9 protein-coding genes, 1 tRNA gene and 1 pseudogene are annotated in these 16801 nt (G+C 65.3%); 5 read left to right on the top strand and 6 right to left on the bottom strand.

What is annotated here, in order from left to right; translation table 11 throughout:
• Positions 1 to 198 precede the first annotated feature (198 nt).
• Positions 199 to 1968 carry a tetratricopeptide repeat protein gene (locus tag ACZ1JS_RS17265; RefSeq protein ID WP_465167109.1) on the bottom strand — a complete coding sequence of 590 codons (1770 nt, stop codon included), beginning with the start codon at positions 1966 to 1968 and terminating at the stop codon, positions 199 to 201.
• 233 nt (positions 1969 to 2201) lie between these two features.
• Between ACZ1JS_RS17265 and ACZ1JS_RS17260 the strand changes: the two genes are divergently transcribed.
• Together ACZ1JS_RS17260 and ACZ1JS_RS17255 are read left to right on the top strand one after the other, a co-directional pair.
• Positions 2202 to 6815: an NAD-glutamate dehydrogenase domain-containing protein gene (locus ACZ1JS_RS17260; protein ID WP_465167108.1), complete on the top strand. Its 4614-nt coding sequence runs from the start codon at positions 2202 to 2204 to the stop codon at positions 6813 to 6815.
• Positions 6816 to 7469: 654 nt separating this feature from the next.
• Complete coding sequence (locus tag ACZ1JS_RS17255) at positions 7470 to 8948, top strand: S41 family peptidase (protein WP_465167107.1); 1479 nt, start codon at positions 7470 to 7472, stop codon at positions 8946 to 8948.
• Positions 8949 to 9044: 96 nt separating this feature from the next.
• On the opposite strand, the gene ACZ1JS_RS17250 is transcribed toward ACZ1JS_RS17255, so the two are convergent.
• On the bottom strand, positions 9045 to 10103 hold the full coding sequence (locus ACZ1JS_RS17250; protein WP_465167106.1) for a PAS domain-containing protein: 1059 nt from the start codon (positions 10101 to 10103) through the stop codon (positions 9045 to 9047).
• 252 nt (positions 10104 to 10355) lie between these two features.
• On the opposite strand from ACZ1JS_RS17250, the gene ACZ1JS_RS17245 reads away from it, so the two are divergent.
• Positions 10356 to 10431, top strand: a tRNA-Thr gene (locus ACZ1JS_RS17245).
• On the opposite strand, the gene ACZ1JS_RS17240 is transcribed toward ACZ1JS_RS17245, so the two are convergent.
• Complete coding sequence (locus ACZ1JS_RS17240; RefSeq protein ID WP_465167105.1) at positions 10402 to 12030, bottom strand: recombinase family protein; 1629 nt, start codon at positions 12028 to 12030, stop codon at positions 10402 to 10404. The genes ACZ1JS_RS17245 and ACZ1JS_RS17240 overlap by 30 nt on opposite strands.
• 255 nt (positions 12031 to 12285) lie before the next feature.
• On the bottom strand, positions 12286 to 12834 hold the full coding sequence (locus ACZ1JS_RS17235; protein ID WP_465167104.1) for a hypothetical protein: 549 nt from the start codon (positions 12832 to 12834) through the stop codon (positions 12286 to 12288).
• Between the two features lie 274 nt (positions 12835 to 13108).
• Here ACZ1JS_RS17235 and ACZ1JS_RS17230 point away from each other — a divergent pair, with 274 nt between their 5' ends.
• Positions 13109 to 13639, top strand: coding sequence for a hypothetical protein (locus ACZ1JS_RS17230; protein ID WP_465167103.1), 531 nt, complete (start codon positions 13109 to 13111; stop codon positions 13637 to 13639).
• Here the strand turns inward: ACZ1JS_RS17230 and ACZ1JS_RS17225 are convergent.
• Positions 13636 to 13971 (bottom strand): hypothetical protein, encoded by a 336-nt coding sequence (locus ACZ1JS_RS17225; protein WP_465167102.1) that lies wholly within the window; start codon positions 13969 to 13971, stop codon positions 13636 to 13638. The genes ACZ1JS_RS17230 and ACZ1JS_RS17225 overlap by 4 nt on opposite strands.
• 687 nt (positions 13972 to 14658) lie before the next feature.
• Entirely contained in the window at positions 14659 to 15339 is a 681-nt protein-coding gene (locus ACZ1JS_RS17220) for a recombinase family protein (protein WP_465167101.1), read from the bottom strand.
• A gap of 607 nt (positions 15340 to 15946) precedes the next feature.
• On the opposite strand from ACZ1JS_RS17220, the pseudogene ACZ1JS_RS17215 reads away from it, so the two are divergent.
• Positions 15947 to 16755, top strand: a pseudogene (locus tag ACZ1JS_RS17215) (IS3 family transposase); the annotation flags it as partial.
• Positions 16756 to 16801 lie beyond the last annotated feature (46 nt).

The following is a 16801-nucleotide window of genomic DNA, read 5'->3' as shown; positions in this document are numbered from 1 at the left end:
CAAGGGTCCACCCCACCGTGTCCCCGCGAAGGCGGGGACCCAGGGCCGCAGGCGCAAGCCTTCGTCTTCTTGGCTCTGGACCCCCGCCTCTGCGGGGGTACGGCGGGGTCGGCGATAGGTAGCGGATATTCCCGGCGGTGTTCCGCGCGCGGGGGGGTACTTTCATTACGGACGGCCCCGCAACACCACGCCCAAACCCTACCGCCCGCTCACCTTCGGCAGCAGCGCCGCCGCCGCCGCCTGTTCGGGCGTCTCGAACGGCCCCTTCGCCACCGGCAACAACGTGCTGCGCGCCTCGTCGTCGATATCACGCGCGACCAGTTCCTCGCCCAGCTTCAGCCGGGGCTGCGGCGCGGCCGGTACCGCCTGCACCACCTTGTACAGCCCGCCCACCGCGACATCGGTGGCGCGGTCGCCGGCCGCCGCGAAACTATTGTAATAGGCGATCAGCGGCAGGATGCCGTCGGGGTCCTGCCGGTTGGCCTTGACGATATAGCCGCGTGCCTCGTCCAGCCGCTGGCGTCGTTCGCCTGCGGGTGCGCGCATCGCCAATTGCGTCAGCGCGCTCCCCTTCCACACCATCGCATTGGGTTCGGCGGGCGACTGCGCCAGCGCACGGTCGGCGGCGCTCAGGCATTCGGCCGGATTGCCCGCGCGACACTCGGCCTCGGCCAGCAGGAGTTGATTCTCGATCAGATCGGGAAAGCGGGTCGCATTGCCGCGCAGCCGTTCCAGCCATGCCGTGCGCCGCGCCAACGCCGCGTCGCGGTTCGGCCCGCTGTCGGGCACATCGATCCGCGCGCCCATTTCCAGCCGCCCGCGGATCAGCCCTGCCTCGGCACGGGTCAGGCGGCGGATGGTCGGTTCGGGAATGCGATCGGCGGGAAAGGTGACGCGGTCGAACGGTGCCTTGCTGCCGCGAAACAGCATGACCGCGCGCTGCAGGTCGGCGGGTTTGCCGAACACGCTCGCCGCGCGCTTCGGATCGGCCCCGGCTGCGACAGCGGCAAGATATTGCTCAAGCCGCGGTTTCCATGTGTCGGAAAAATAAAGAAAATGAACCATCCGCCATGCGTGATAGGGCGTCCATGCCCGCCCTTCGCCGGTCAGGTAGCGGCCGTCGAAGACATGCTTGATCGGATACTCGCCGAACCGATCCATGACCTTGAAGAAGCCTTCGGGACGCCGGCCGTAATCGATATGGTCCTGGTCGGTGACGATCGTGCTGAACAATTCGCCGAAGCCCTGCACGAACCAACGTGGATAGGCGGCGGGGAAATAGGTCATCAGATAGTTTTGCGCGAACCCGGCATAGAGTCGCGAATTGGCCGACTGACAGACCACGATTTCGTTCGCCGGAAATTGCGAAAGATACTCGGCGGTTTCGCCATTGGCGATCGGATCGGGGCGTACGACGGGGAAGTTATCCACCAGCGGACTGTCTTCCCCCGCACTGCAATTGCGGCTCGACGGACGCCCCCGGGACGGTTGCAGGATCAGGTTGAGATCCGTCTCGGTCGTGGCGAGCACCGGCCCTTCCGGGCGCGGATCGTAATAGATCGTCTGCGCGAACTCGTGCGGGTACGGGCCATATTGCCAACGCGAGTCGGTCAGGCGCAGATGCTCGAACTCCGCCGCATCGCCGATGATCGTCACCGAAATCTTGATCGTATCGTCGGGCTTGTCGGTCCGGCCCAGCAATGCCGACAACAGGAAGTGCAGCTTTTCCAGATTGTGCGCGGTCGCGCGCAATCGCGCCTCGTCGCCCTGGCTGAACACCGCGACGTGCGGCGTTTCCGCCATTCGCCACGCACTCATCTCGATCTTCTTGCCGTCGACCTTCTGTACGTTCGTGCTACGGCCGGTAACGGTGATGGTGGTGTCGCCGTTGCGGACCGGCGCAGTCAGCTGGGCGTGTGCGGGGACCGCCATGACGGCGCAAGCAACGAACAGATAAAAGCGTTTCATATTGCTATGCTCCACTTGCCCGTCGAACGGGATGGGACAAGATCAGGCGCGCTAATCTTGGAAAAAGCAAGTCGCGCACCGCTTCTACTGCGACCGATCTGGACGAAACCCCAGACGTCAGCGACTTAGCGTTGCGTCGGCGCGCATGGTAATATAATTACCGCATCGCGACATTTTGTTCGCAACTGCCACAAGGGTTGAGCCGGTCGACAAGCCGTCGCATAGCCCCGGCCATGACACCAAAAGCCAAGCTCGCCCGCCCCCTGGAAACGCTGCTGGTCGACAGTGCGCTCCCCGGCGAAATCGAAAACCTGGATGCAGCGGCGCGTGCCGATGCCGCGCAGTTCGTGGCGGCGACCGCCGCGCACCGTTCGCCCGGCACGGTCAGCGTCGCGCTGGAGACGCTGAACCGGGGCGAGGCGCGGCGGATGCGGCTCGCGGTCATCAATGACGACATGCCGTTCCTGGTCGATTCGATCGCCAGCACGATCGTCGCCCACGACATCGCCATCGACCGCATCCTGCACCCGGTCGTGCCGGTCACCCGCGACGCGGCCGGGACGCTGACCGATCTGGCGGGCGAGGGTCGCCGCGAATCGATGATCTATATCGAAATGGAGCGCGCCGATGCCCGGGTGCGTCATGCGCTGGTCGCCGAGATCGAACGCAATCTCGACCATGTCCGCGCCGCCGTCGCCGACTGGCGGGCGATGCAGGCGGCGATGCAGGCCGATGCCGCCCGGCTGACCGCGCATGCCGACACTGCCGAGGATGCGGCGCTGCTGAACTGGTTCGTGGCGGGCAATCTGACGCAGCTGGCGCATGAACGCTGGTCGCGCGACGGGGTGGTCGGCGAACGGCTGGGCCTGTCGCGCGCACGGCTGGAGGTGCCGTTGCTCGCCGATGCGTCGCGCCAGCGCGCGATCGAATGGTTCGATGCCGGCAACCGCCAGCCGCTGCTGCTGAAATCCAACTGCATCTCGACCGTCCATCGCCGCGCGCCGATCGACCTCGTGCTGGTGCCGGTGGTCGAGGGCGACCAGGTGACCGGCGTATCGATCCATGGCGGGCTGTGGACCAGCGCCGCGCTGCAGGCCGATCCGGCGGACGTTCCCGTGCTGCGCCGGAACCTGGCGGCGCTGCGCACCAAATTCGGCTTCGATCCGTCGGGCCATGCGGGCAAGGCGCTGAACCACGCCATCTCGACGCTGCCGCACGACCTGACCACCGCCTTCGATCCGGAGGCGCTGGAGCAGCTGGCGCTGACCGCCATGTCGGTCGCGGATCGCCCGCGCTCGCGGCTGGTGCTGATCCGTTCGGCGCTCGGACGGCATCTCTTCGCCTTCGTCTGGCTGGGCCGCGACGACGTGACGACACAGCGCCGCCTCGCGATCGGCGACCTGCTGGCACAGGCGGCCAATGCCTCGATCCTCAACTGGTCGATCGCGATGGAGGATGGCGAGGCGGCGCTGATCCGCTACGTCCTCGACCTGCGGCAGGATGGGCGCATGCCCGAAGCGGGCGAACTCGACCGGCGGATCGAACGCATGGTGCGCGGCTGGCGCCCGGCGGTCGAGGGGGCGCTGGCCGAACTCGCGCCCGAGGGGGCGACGCGCATGGCGCTGCGCTTTGCCAACGCCTTCCCCAACAACTATCGCAACTCGAACCTGCCCGACGAGGCGGCACGCGACATCGTCCGCGTGGCGGCGCTGACCGACGCCACGTCACGATCGGTGCGGATCCTGTCGGCGCCGGGCGAGCGGATGCGGATCAAGGTCTATCGCCGCGGCGGCGCGCTGCCCTTGTCGGATGCGGTCCCGGTGTTCGAGAATTTCGGCTTCCGCGTGATCGAGGAACTGCCGACCCGGCTGGAGGATGACGAGAAGAGCTTCATCCACGATTTCGAGGTCGAGATCGCCTCGGGCACCGCGCCCCGCTTCGATGTACCCACCGTCGAGCGCGCGATCGAGGCGGTGCTGGAGAACCGCGCCGAAAACGACGCCTTCAACCGCCTGACGGTCGAGGCCGGCATCGCCCCCGTCGCGGTCGTGCTGCTGCGCGCCTGGTTCCGCTATCTGCGCCAGACGGGGCTGAGCTACAGCCTCGCCACCGCCGTCGATGCGCTGCGCCGCGCGCCGGGCGTCGCCACCGCGCTGATCGAGCGGTTCAACGCCGCGCACGATCCTTCGCGTACCGACCGGGAGTCCGGCATCGCCGCCGCCGACGCCGCGATCGAAACCGGTCTCGACGCAGTGTCGGCGATCGACGACGACCGTATCTTGCGCAGCTATCGCGGCGTCGTCGCGGCGACGCTGCGCACCAACGCCTTCGCCCCCGCCGCCAACGAAGCCCTCGCCTTCAAGCTCGACAGCGCCAAGGTCCCCGGCCTGCCCAAGCCGCTGCCGTGGCGCGAGGTCTTCGTCTATTCGCCGCGGGTCGAGGGCATCCACCTGCGCGCCGGCCCGGTCGCGCGCGGCGGCCTGCGCTGGTCCGACCGCCGCGACGATTTCCGCACCGAAATCCTCGGGTTGATGAAGGCGCAGCGCGTCAAGAACGCGGTGATCGTACCGACCGGGGCCAAGGGCGGTTTCTATCCCAAGCAACTCCCCGCCCCGTCGAACCGCGACGCATGGCTGGCAGAGGGGACCGAAAGCTACCGCATCTTCATCCGCTCGCTACTGTCGATCACCGACAATATCGTCGACGGCAAGGTCGTCCATCCCCACGGCGTCACCATCCATGACGGCGAAGACCCCTATTTCGTCGTCGCCGCCGACAAGGGCACCGCGACGTTCAGCGACGTCGCCAACGCGCTGGCGCTCGAACGCCATTTCTGGCTGGGCGATGCCTTCGCCAGCGGCGGCAGCGTCGGCTATGATCACAAGGCGATGGGCATCACCGCCAAGGGGGCATGGATCTCGGTCCAGCGCCATTTCCTCGAACTGGGCGTCGACGTGCAGACGCAACCGATCGACGTGGTCGGCTGCGGCGACATGTCGGGCGACGTGTTCGGCAACGGCATGCTTTTGTCTAAGGCGATCCGGCTGAAGGCGGCGTTCGACCACCGCCACATCTTCCTCGACCCCGAACCCGATGCGGCGGCGAGCTGGACCGAACGCGACCGGCTGTTCGCATTGCCCCGGTCGAGCTGGGCCGATTACGATCCGTCGCTGATTTCCGAAGGCGGCGGGGTCTTCCCGCGCACCGCCAAGACGATTCCGCTAACCGATGCGGTCCGCGCGATGCTCGGCGTGACCGAACGCGAAATGGAGCCGAGCGCACTCATCTCGGCGATCCTCCGCGCGCCCGTCGACCTGATCTGGTTCGGCGGCATCGGCACCTATGTGAAGGACCGCGCCGAAAGCCATCTCGACGTGGGCGATCCCGCCAACGACCGCATCCGCGTCGATGCGCAGAGCCTGCGTGCCAAGGCGATCGGCGAAGGCGCGAACCTCGGCGTGACGCAGGCGGCGCGCATCGCGTTCAGCATCGCCGGCGGGCGGATCAACACCGACTTCATCGACAATTCGGCCGGCGTCGATTGTTCGGACAACGAGGTGAACATCAAGATCGCGCTGAACCGCGAAGTGATCGAAGGACGCCTCGCGATCGACGATCGCAACGCGCTGCTCGCCCGCATGACCGACGATGTCGCGCATCTGGTGCTGGAGGATAACCGGCTGCAGACGCTGGCGTTGTCGGTGATGGAGAATGACGGTCCCGTCGCGGTGCCGAGCTATGTCCGCGTCATCGAACTGCTCGAAGCCGCCGGCAAGCTCGACCGCGTGGTCGAGGGGCTGGCGACCAGCGACGACTATGTCCGCCGTGCCCAGGACGGACGCGGCCTCACCCGCCCCGAACTCGCGGTGCTGCTGGCAAGCGTCAAGCTGGCGCTGCAGGAGGCGATCGAACACTCGGCCGTAGCGACCGATGCCGACATGGCGGGCGACCTGCTGGCGGCGTTCCCGAAGGAGATGCAGGAGACCCATAAGCAGGCGATCCTCGACCATCGCCTGCGCGGCGAAATCGTCGCGACCAAGCTTGCCAACCGCATCGTCAACCGGCTGGGCGTGCTCCACGTCTATGAACTGGCGGAGGAAGAGGGCGAGGCGCTGGCCGATATCGCGGCGATGTTCGTCGCCGCCGAACGGCTGTTCGACATCGACGCGCTGTACGACCGGATCGAGGGGGCCGACATTTCGGAACGCGCCCGTATCGCCCTGCTCGACGAAGTCGCGGTCGGGGTACGCTCGCAGATCGCCGACCTGCTGCGCGCCTTCCCCGCCGGCACCATGCCGGCCCATGCCGTCGCGCATCTGCAAAAGGGGGTGGCGAGCCTCGCCGGACAGACCAGTTCGCTGCTCCGTGCCGAGGCCGCGCAACAGCGCGACCGCATCGCCGGCGTGTTGCAGGATGCCGGCGCACCGCAGGAACTGGCCGGGCAGGTCGTCCGCCTGTTCGAACTCGACGGCGCGGTCGGCCTTGCCGATCTCGGCCGCCGGCTGAAGCTCGACGAGACCCGGCTGACGCTGGCGTTCACGCATCTCGGCTTCGCGCTGGGGCTGGACTGGGCGCAGGCGGTGGCGGCGCGGATCCAGACCGGCGATCCGTGGGAGCGGCTGCTCATTGCCGGCCTCGCCCGCGATTTCCAGCAGTTGCGCTTCGACTTCCTCAACCGCAACGCCGGCAAGGACCCGCAGGCGGCGGTCGAGGCATGGCTGGAGGCGAACCGCGACCGCGTCGCCCAGTTCGCCGCCCTCGTCCACCGTGCCCGCCAGGCCCCGGTCGCCAGCGCGGCGATGCTGGCGCAAATCGCCGGACAGGCACGGGTGCTGCTGGCGCGATAGGGCCGACCGACCACTACCGCCCCGCCCTCCCGGGCCCGCCCCGGGGTCTCGCGTCGTCTGCGACTGCAGCACGGCGGGACCCCGGCGCAAGGCGAGCCTCCGACTGGAAACGTCGCCCCGGCGAACACCGGGGCCTTTGGCGCCGCCTGCTGCGTACTATCGCCGCCCCATTCCGGCCTGCACGGGGATGACGTCCGGTCCGACATGGAAGGACCGGACGCTCGACCCGATCGACATGCGGCGCTTTCTACCTGTCTTCGTCATTCCCGCGCGGGCGGGGCTTCAGAGCATGATGGCAGCAAGTCGAACCGTTCGTGCAGAAAAGGGGCTGAGCGAAGTCGCAGACCCGTATCGAAGCACCTGTTTGAAACGGTCCTTCGATCCGTCATTTCGACCAACCCAATGGCTACGCAGGATGGATGGGCCAAGCTTATGGCATCATGGTCCGGCGCCATGACGGTAACGCTCGTCGTGCTCGCCCCTGCCCCCCGCCCCCGCGACGGCCCGGTGGATCCTGAACCATGCCAGCGTTCGCAAAGGTCGCGGCCCGGCCCGGGGCAGTAAAAACATCGTCCGCGCCTGTATCCATCGAAATCATGGCGTTAGGCAGAAAATGGGGCGACCACCCGATACTTTGGGATTACTATACGGCGCATGGACCGCCGCGATCTCCTCTGTGCCCTCACCGCGCTCCCGCTGGTGTCTTCGGGCAGCGCCCTTGCCGCGCCGGACGCTTCCGGCATCGACGAGGATTTTGTGGTGCTGCGCGCGGCGATGGCGATCCATCCCGGGGCGCACCGCTATCTGTCGCCGGGCGAATTGGCCCGTAATCTGGCGGCATTCGAATCGGACTATGCCGCCGGCGCACGCGCGGCATCGTACGATCGTTGCTACCTCGCTTTGTCCCGCTTCCTGACCACCATCCGCTGCGGACACAGCTATCCCAATTTCTTCAACCAGACCGATCCGGCGGTGAAGGCCCTGTTCGACCGGCCTACCCGGTTGCCGTTCGACTTCGAATGGATCGGTCGGTCGATGATCGTCACCGCCGATCACAGCGGCACGAACGCACTGCCGCGCGGGTCCCGCATCACCGCGGTCGACGGACGCGATGTCGGCGACATTCTCGATACGCTCATGCCCTACACGCGCGGCGACGGGCATAATGACGGCAAGCGTCGGTCGCTGCTGGGGGTACGCGGGGCGGAGGATATCGAATATTTCGACGTCTTCCACGGATTGCTGCTGCCGCCGATTGGGGGCGTGCATCGCCTCGCGCTGGTGCAGCCGGACGGTCGGGCAACCCGGGTCGAAGTGCCGGCGATCGGACTGGCCGCCCGGCAGGCGACGATGACCCGCGTGCGCGAGGACAGCGACGCCCCGCGCTGGACCTATCATGTCCGGCCGGACGGGGTCGCCGTGCTGGACATGCCCGGTTGGGCGATGTGGAACTCGAAATGGGACTGGAAAAGCTGGCTGTCGGACCGCCTCGACGATGCGGCAACCACCCATGGCCTGGTGGTCGACCTTCGTCGGAACGAGGGCGGCGACGATTGCGGTGACCCGATTTTGGCGCGATTGATCCAACGCGATCTGATCGGCTGGACCTTCGAACCGAAGGTGCGGTTTCGCGAGGTGCCGGCGACGCTCGCACCGCATGTTTCCACCTGGGACGACGGTTTCCGGCGCATCGGGGTGGGCGGCGCCGATCTGGGCGGCGGATGGTACGGCCTGCCCGACCGCGCAAGGCCGGTGCCGATCCGGCCGGATGCGAAACGCCTCGACATACCCGTCGCGGCGCTGATCGGCCCTGCGAACAGTTCGGCGACCTTCGGTTTCATCTATGCGGCACGGCGCAGCGGCCGCGTCAGGATGTTCGGTGAACCGACCGGCGGCAACCGGCGCGGAATCAATGGCGGTGGCTTCTTCTTCACCAAGCTGCCCGGCAGCGGGATCGAGTTCGACCTGCCGCTGATCGGCTATTTTCCGACGACGCCGCAGCCCGATGCCGGCATCGAACCGGACGTCGTCATCCCCGCGACCGCCGAAGCAATCGCGACGGGACACGATGCCGTGCTCGAAACCGCCGCGACATGGGCGGTGGCGCAACGCACCCGTCCATCGCGGCGCTGACCACGCCGATCCGCTGCGACATCCGCCGGATGTTCCGATGGCGCGCCCGGCCGATCGTCCGTCGGGACGGAACGGCAATCGCCGCCCGCCCGTGCCTCAATATCCCAGATCGCGCAGCGCCGTCTCGACGAACGCCGCATCCGTCTGGACCCGGCCGACGATCTCGACCGATCCGGCGTCGACCGCACGCGCCAGCAGCACGACATAGGGCTCGTCGCCCGGCGCGACGGGCACGACCACGTTCGGCGTCGCGGCAGGGCGGGCACCGGTGCGCTCGATCCATTCGGCGAACTCGCCCTCCCCTACCCCGGCGCGATAGGCGCGGGCGAGCAGGCGGACATGGCCATCATTCGGGGAGCCGAACAGCAGGCGGACCAGCGCCTCCACCGGTGCGCGCGGATCGACGGTCAGTCCCGCACCCGCCAGCATCGCGGCATAGCCTGCCGCGTCGCGGTCGCTCGCGACCAGAAAGTCATAGGCCGTGGCCAGCGCGTCGGGCGATGCCGGTGCCGCCTCGATCGTCCGGCGCGTCGCGACCAGCTGCTCGGCCAGCGTCGGTGCAGGCTTCGCCGCCGCGGTCGTGGGGGTGCTGGCAGCGGCGGGGGTGCTGGGGGCGATCGGTGCGCTTGGGCCGTCGGCCCATGCGGTTGCGGTGGCGAGCACGGGGGTGCGGCGTGGCGCGGTGGTGCGGCGCGCCTCGGTCAGTTCGGCGGCAAGCTGCGACTGGACGCTGGCGTCGACCACTTCCTTCCAGTTGATGACGCCGTACAGGTAATCGATCGCCTCGCCGTCCGACGAAAACGGCATCAGGATGCCGCGATACAGCATCGGAAAGCCGCGATGGCCGACGAATTCGGCCTCGAACCCGATCGGTGCGCGGTTGGCGATGATCTGCAGATAATGGTCGGTCAGCCGCGACAGCAGCGATCGCGACGGCACCTGCGACAGGCGGACGATCGACGAATCGGTGCCGCTTTCCTCGCGCAGGGCATGGCCCAGGAACCGGATTTCGGCATCGTCCTGCCCGCCCGTGAAGTCGAGGAGCACGCTGTTCGGACCGAAATCGGCGATGCCTGCGGGGTCGAGCGACTCGATCAATGGGCACGGCCGCCCGTTCAGCAGCGACACCCAATAGTTGTACGCCCGGACATGCATGCGCCGCTCGTCGGTCCCGACGGAGACCACTTCGCTACCAACGCCCTCCCGGTCCCCATCCCCCCGCTCCGAAGGCCCACCCACGATATCCATATTCAGATCCCCATGGGCCTTCTGCCCGATTGCTCGCCTTGTGTACCACGCGTGGTAAACGTCCGGTAAAGCGCATGGAGACCGTTTCCGGCGTAAATCCACTTGCCACCCCCGCGCCCCGCTGCTAATCGCCCGCGTCCAGACGGCAAACCGTCCAGAGCCGCTTTAGCTCAGTTGGTAGAGCATCGCATTCGTAATGCGGGGGTCACAGGTTCGAGTCCTGTAAGCGGCACCATTTCCGGTCAAAGATGGGCACCATCCACATTACGGCCGGTTCCGTTTTTCCGATGGCCCGTTCGAGTAGCCGGGCGGAGCCGGATATCCGGATGCTTTCCTGATCGACCGCCACTTCAGATCTGAAAAGAGCGACATAGGCTTTACGGAGCGCAGGATCGTCTCCGCTCAGGCGATCGCGCACGAGTGCGCCGAACGCATCCACCATCTGCGGCGTCACACGCTTCGTGGTCTTGCTGATCTGCCGTTCGAGCGCTTCGATCGTCGCGGTCGCCGAGGCGATGCGGTTGTTCGTTTCCGCTAACAGGCCGGTGAAGGTTGCGTCCTTGAGCGAGGCGTGGCCATCCGCCAGCGCCTCGTATAGGTTGCGCAGACGCGTTTCGGCCTGGGTCTTGGTGAGACGGGCCTGGGTGAGATCGCGGGCGCGACGCTCGTCGGCCTCGGCCGACGCTTCCAGCATTTCGGACAGCAGCATCCGCAGCCGCTCAGGCGCAAAAATCTGCCTTTCGAGCGCATCGAGCACGACGGCGTCGAGCCGCTCTTCGCGGATATTTGGGCAGCCACAACGGGAGGCGCCTTTGTTCACCTTCGCATTGCAGGAGTAATAGGAATAGCGACCACCCTTTCCGGTGTGGATCGTCATGCCCTCGCCGCAGATGCCGCACTTTGCGACGTTCGTCAGCAGCGTCGGGCTGTTGACGACACGCGGTGGGGTTACGGTCGGCCGACGCACGGCGCGCAGCGCCGCGACCGCATCCATCGTCTCCTCCGGGATGATCTGCGGGCATTCGACCCGTACCCACGTCTCCTCGGGTGCCTTCCCGCCATGTTCGTCGCGGGTCATGTCGAAATAATAGCCGCGGTAGTGACAACGACCCAGAATGCCGGCGACGTTCGAGTTACTGAACTTGTTGCCGTTGGACAGCGTGTACCCGCGCTCGTTGAGCCATTCGGAGATCGCGCGGGCGCCCAGCGGACCGCTGCCCTTACCAACGGTGGCGAGGTCGAAGATCACCCGGACGGTCCGCGCATCATTCTCGTGGATGAAGAGCTTTTTCTTAGCCTTCGTCCCGCGCATTTCCACCGTGCGACTTTCGTAGCCGAAAGGAACGGGCCCGCCGTTGAAGAAGCCTTCCTCCGCGTTCCGCCGCATCGTTCGACGCGTATGTTTGGCTGTTTCGAGTGCGAAATACTCGTCGAACGCGGCGATGACGTTGCGCATCATGGCGCCCATCGGATCGTCGGAAAAATTTTGAGTCAGCGAGAGCAGTCTGACCTTGGCGCGCTTGAGTCGCGCGAAGGTCGGGATTTGGGTTTCCATGCTGCGGGCGAAGCGCGACAGGGAGAGTATCTTGATCTCGCAGATACCATTGGCGGGATCCTCGACGAAGTCGAGCATGCGGTTGAACTCGGGTCTGCGGGCATCCTGCCCGCTCTCGCCCGGCTCCACGAAGATGCGGACGACGACCTGCCCCTTCGCCTCGGCGTCCGCGCGGATCTGCGCCTCCTGGCTGTCGAGCGAGGTGCGATGATCGGCCTGATCGTCGGTCGAGACGCGGACATAGCCGACGATCCGTTCTGCTTCGGGCTTGATACGCATGATTTACGCTCCCTCGATCAGGTCCATGACCGCCTGACCTAGCAGGTGGAGCAGCATATCAGATTCTCCCTCCAGCGGCGGCACAAAGTCGGGCGCCGGCGCTAAAATGCGGACCAGCCGCGTGACCGTCCCGGAACGAGTCGGTTTGCGCGGCTGGCGTGGTGTTGGAGATTGCGTCGGCGGGTCCATGCGCCGGTGGTGCGGATAGCGATCCGGGAGAGGTTCCCGCAAAAAGTCCCCGGAAAACTGGGATTTTTACGTCCTGAAGATCGTGCAGAATTGCGGATCGGAGGCGAGTGCCGAATACCCCTGGCTTATTCGCGCCATGATTCGCGCGGTCAGGCGGGTCGGACGGCTTTTAACGTAGAGCGGCAGGTAGGCATGAACCGCCTTCTTCGCTTCGAGCATGATCTGCCGCCAGCGCGAGGGCGGCGCATCGGCTGGCGTCGAAGGTCGTCCCTGACAGCCAGGCAGGGCTTCCCGCTCCGCCTGCAGGTGAACGAAGGTGGAGCCCGATGCACCATACCGCTTCGCTTCCGTCTGGAGCCGGTCCCAGAAGGGGACGTCCCGGTCGCGATCGAACCAGCCCGCATAGTCGAAGAAGGCTCCACATGGGCGGTCGAAGTCGCGATCGTCGAACCGTCGGGCGAGTTCGCTCGCCCTGTTCACCAATCCCTTGCACGTGGCTTCGTCGGCACCGAGCGAGGATGTCGCGGCCAGGCGAGCGGCCAAAGTCGGCATCCCGTGCGACAGGATGCGATGCACGACCAAGCCGAAGGCGACCCGCCAGTCGGCACCGGTCACACCCCGGTGGCTGAGTCTGTCCGTGATCTGCCGCACGGCGAGGATGCCCGCGCATACCGCACATACAGATAGGCTGATGAATGAGGCGCGGGCCGGGGCCGCTCAGGATCGCCCTGCGGAAGCCGCTGAGAGGCATTCTGACCGGGCGGCAGGGTATGTGGCCGGGGCGCTCGCAGCGAGTCTGGACGCGGCTGAGAATGACCGTGCCGCCGTGGATGAACAGGAGGAGCGCCGCGCCCTACGGGCCGATGACCGGGCCTATCGGCGGGAGCGAATGGGCTTCACCACCAAGGAGCTTACGCCTCGGGAGGCTGCGGTTAAGGACCTGCTGAGGGAGCGGGACTTTGACCTTGAGATTGCCCGTGCCGAGCTTGCCCACCTACGCATGACGCTCAAGCGGGCCGAGAAGGCCGGTGACCCCGACATCATAGCCAAGGCTGACACGCGCCGGCCTGCGCCTGCAATTACGCCAGTCCCGCTGCTCACCCTTTTTGACGCCTACGCCAAGGAACAAGCCCTTAAGCCGAATACGGCAGGCGAGTGGAAGGCCATGCTTACGGCCCTCACTACCTTCCTCGGGCATGACGATGCGGCACGCATCACAGCCATAGACCTTGATCGCTGGCGCGATGCCCTGCTGACCGAAAAGACCAAGGCCGGGAAGCTGCGCGATCCTCTGACAGTCAAGAGCAAGTATTTCACCGCTCTTAGGGCAACGCTCAACTACGGGGTGGAGAAGCGCAAACTGCCTGAGAATGTGGCCCGTACCCGAGCCTGTGAGAGTGTGATTGCGAAAGGAGCTTAGCTGCCGAAGGTCTGAGCAAACATGCTACTCGGTAAGCCCCGCGCCTCAGCTAGCTTAGCCGCAGCTTGTGCATACTTGATCTTGTTCGCAGCTTCGGCTTTCTCGAAATGCAGTTGCTTCGCGGTCTTGCCGTTATCCAAGGCATGGGCAGTAGCGATGTCACGGGCCGGGGTTCGTCCTGGCTTACGGCGTTCGGCATACATAGGCCGTGGAATGCCAAGGATTTCGAGCGCAGCCCTAAGCCCGATCATCACGCGCCTGTCGGCATTAACAAAGTAATCCTCAGCGTGCGGACTGTTCAAAAGCGTATCATCAACGGTAATCGTAGCCACGGTAATCCTGTGATTAGAAGCGAATATGTGGGAGCAATTAAGTCCCGATGATTTAGAGAGATAGCAGCCGTGCATGTACGCCTAGGCTTAAGCTATGAGAGGCAGAGGCATTAGGATTGTCTGCCCTTGGATCATCCGCTGTCGGCTTAGCTTTGCAGTAGCGCCGATCTACTGCTTAGCCGTTGCTGGACACAGACTTGGATTGCTAGCAGCGGATGATCGAAAGGCAGGATGGTGGCCTGCTCGCGTGGTCATGTACTGTGACCAAAGGGAGATAATGCAGAGGGTATGCCGCCCCACCCGAGGTATATGCGCAGTGTATGCCGAGCAAATAGATACCGGGTCTGAGCCTACAATCCTGTGACCATCGGGAGATGAACGCGCGAGTGTGATGCCGTGCAGCCGCCATATTGCTATGGCCCCACCAATTAAGCTGCTTGATGTTTAGCGCCGTCCCCGGCCTGCACTGTGGATCGGCTGATCCGTTGTGTGTGAGAGTACCAAAACTAGTCCCGGCATAGCGGCGCATCACTCCCGTCGATGCAACCCGTGGAGTGCCATGCTGATGCGCGGCCTCAGAGACTCACACAGCGCCTCAGCGGGAAAGTGGCCCCTGCATGCCCATCGAGCCGGATCGACTCTCCACGGGCCGTTCCGGGCGAATGCGGGCATGTCCAGCCGCGCCCCTCAGGCCTCCAACAGATTGGCAGCGCGCATCACGTCGCTGACGGACTGAGCCGCCCACTTCCCGCCCCGAGCGGTCATGATCCCGCGTGTATTAAGCTCCCCGGCCACTGCCCTGAGGCTGGTATGGCCCTCGGCTTTGATGGCGGTGATGATCGGGGCAACGTCCATAGCGAACGCCTGCGCCTTGGCCTTGATGGCCTCCACGGCTGCGCCATTGCCCTTGGCATCCCCAAAGGCCTTGGCACCCATAGGGTTGCCGAGCTTGGCACCTCGGGCCTTGGCCGCTGCTAGCGCCTCCTTGGTCCGCCTGCTGATGGCCTTGCGCTCAGCCTGTGCCATCGCTGCCATAATGTGGATTGTAAGCTCGTTGGCCTCGGGCATGTCGGCTGCAATGAACCGGGTGCCTGCATCCTGTAGCTTGGCTAGGAAAGCGAGGTTGCGACTGAGCCTGTCCAGCTTGGCAATGATGAGGGTAGCGCCTGTGACCTTCGCATGATGCAGGGCCTTGGCTAGCTCAGGCCGATCATCCCGCTTGCCACTCTCTACCTCGACATACTCAGCCAACGGCTGGCATTCCCGCGATGCGCAGAACGATGCGATGGCTGCGCGCTGCGCCTCTAGGCCTAGGCCGCTGCGCCCCTGCTTGGCTGTCGATACCCGGTAGTAGTTGATGGTCCGCATGGCTGGCTCCCGTGCTGCCAAGCCTATGTGGAAGTGCCGTCCAGAATTGTCAATCGTTCGTTTGTGGATTGTGGACATGGCTGTTTAAGCTGGTCGGCGGCGAAACATTCTCGGCAGGACAGACCGATGCGGGATTGGTTTGACTGCCAGATAATGATGACCTTGCAGGAGCGCCCGCTTTGCGCCGGGGAAGGGCCGGGTACACGGGGCCTGCGCGCCTCATACGATCAGAGGTGTCCCTTCGCGTGCGTTCACCAGATACAGGTCGTGCAGTGGGTAAGATGCAGTGGCCCAGAGCAGCAGAAGGCTGAGCCGACTGATTAAGCTCATTGCTCACGTTGTTGATTATAGCCGCCTTGCCGTCTAGCTTATCTTTGTCAGCCTCGGCCTTATGGTCAGCAAACAGCCAATACCATAGCGCCGCAATAACTACGAGTCCGGCCAGAACCTTCGTGATGATAAACGTAAGCTCGCCTCTCTTAACCCGCTTCCACTCGTATTTGAGAAGCTCTTTGGAGGCGTTTAGAAAGTCGAGTTCGATTTGACGTGACCCCCGTTTCTTCATCCAGATGGAACTAGAGACCGGCCCTTCGAAGGGACGGACGGAATGAAGCGGAAGCAGTTTTCTGAAGAGCAGATCATCGGCATTCTGAAGGAGGCCGAGGCGGGTGCGGTGGTGACGGAGCTGTGCCGCAAGCACGGCATGTCGAGCGCGACCTACTATGCGTGGAAGGCGAAGTTCGGCGGCCTGGAGGTGTCCGATGCAAAGCGCCTGCGGTCGCTCGAAGAGGAGAACGCCCGGCTCAAACGGCTACTGGCGGACACGATGCTCGACAACGCGGGGTTGAAAGACCTGCTGTCAAAAAAGTGGTGATGCCCGCCGCGAAGCGACAAGCGGTCGCGCATCTCCAGGCGACGTTGGGGATGAGCGAGCGGCGGGCATGCGCGGTTGTCGGAGCGGATCGCACGAGCATGCGGTATCGCTCGTGCCGGGCAGATGATGGCGATCTGCGGTCAAGGCTGCGTGAGCTGGCGCAGCAGCGTCGGCGGTTCGGCTATCGACGGCTGCACATCCTGCTGTGCCGGGACGGTATCACGATCAACCGCAAGAAGACCCAGCGGCTCTACCGCGAGGAGGGCCTGACGGTGCGTCGTCGTAAAGGACGAAGGCGTGCTACAGGCAGCCGGGCACCCGCGCCGGTGCTGGCGCTGCCGAACCAGCGCTGGAGCCTGGACTTCGTGCACGACCAGCTCGTCACCGGCCGGCGGTTCCGTGTGCTCAACATCGTCGACGACGTGACGCGCGAATGCCTCCGGGCGGTGGTGGACACGTCGATCTCGGGCCGGCGCGTCGTGCGCGAGCTGGCCGATCTGATCGCCGAACGTGGCAGGCCGAAGATGATCGTCAGCGACAACGTCCTATGTCGGGAAGCAGCGGCGGGTTTTGGCCAGCAGATATCCA

The organism is Sphingomonas sp. BL-S-05, from assembly GCF_055521695.1.
Note: the sequence above shows the minus strand (reverse complement) of the source record. Positions and strands in the feature narration are given on the sequence as shown.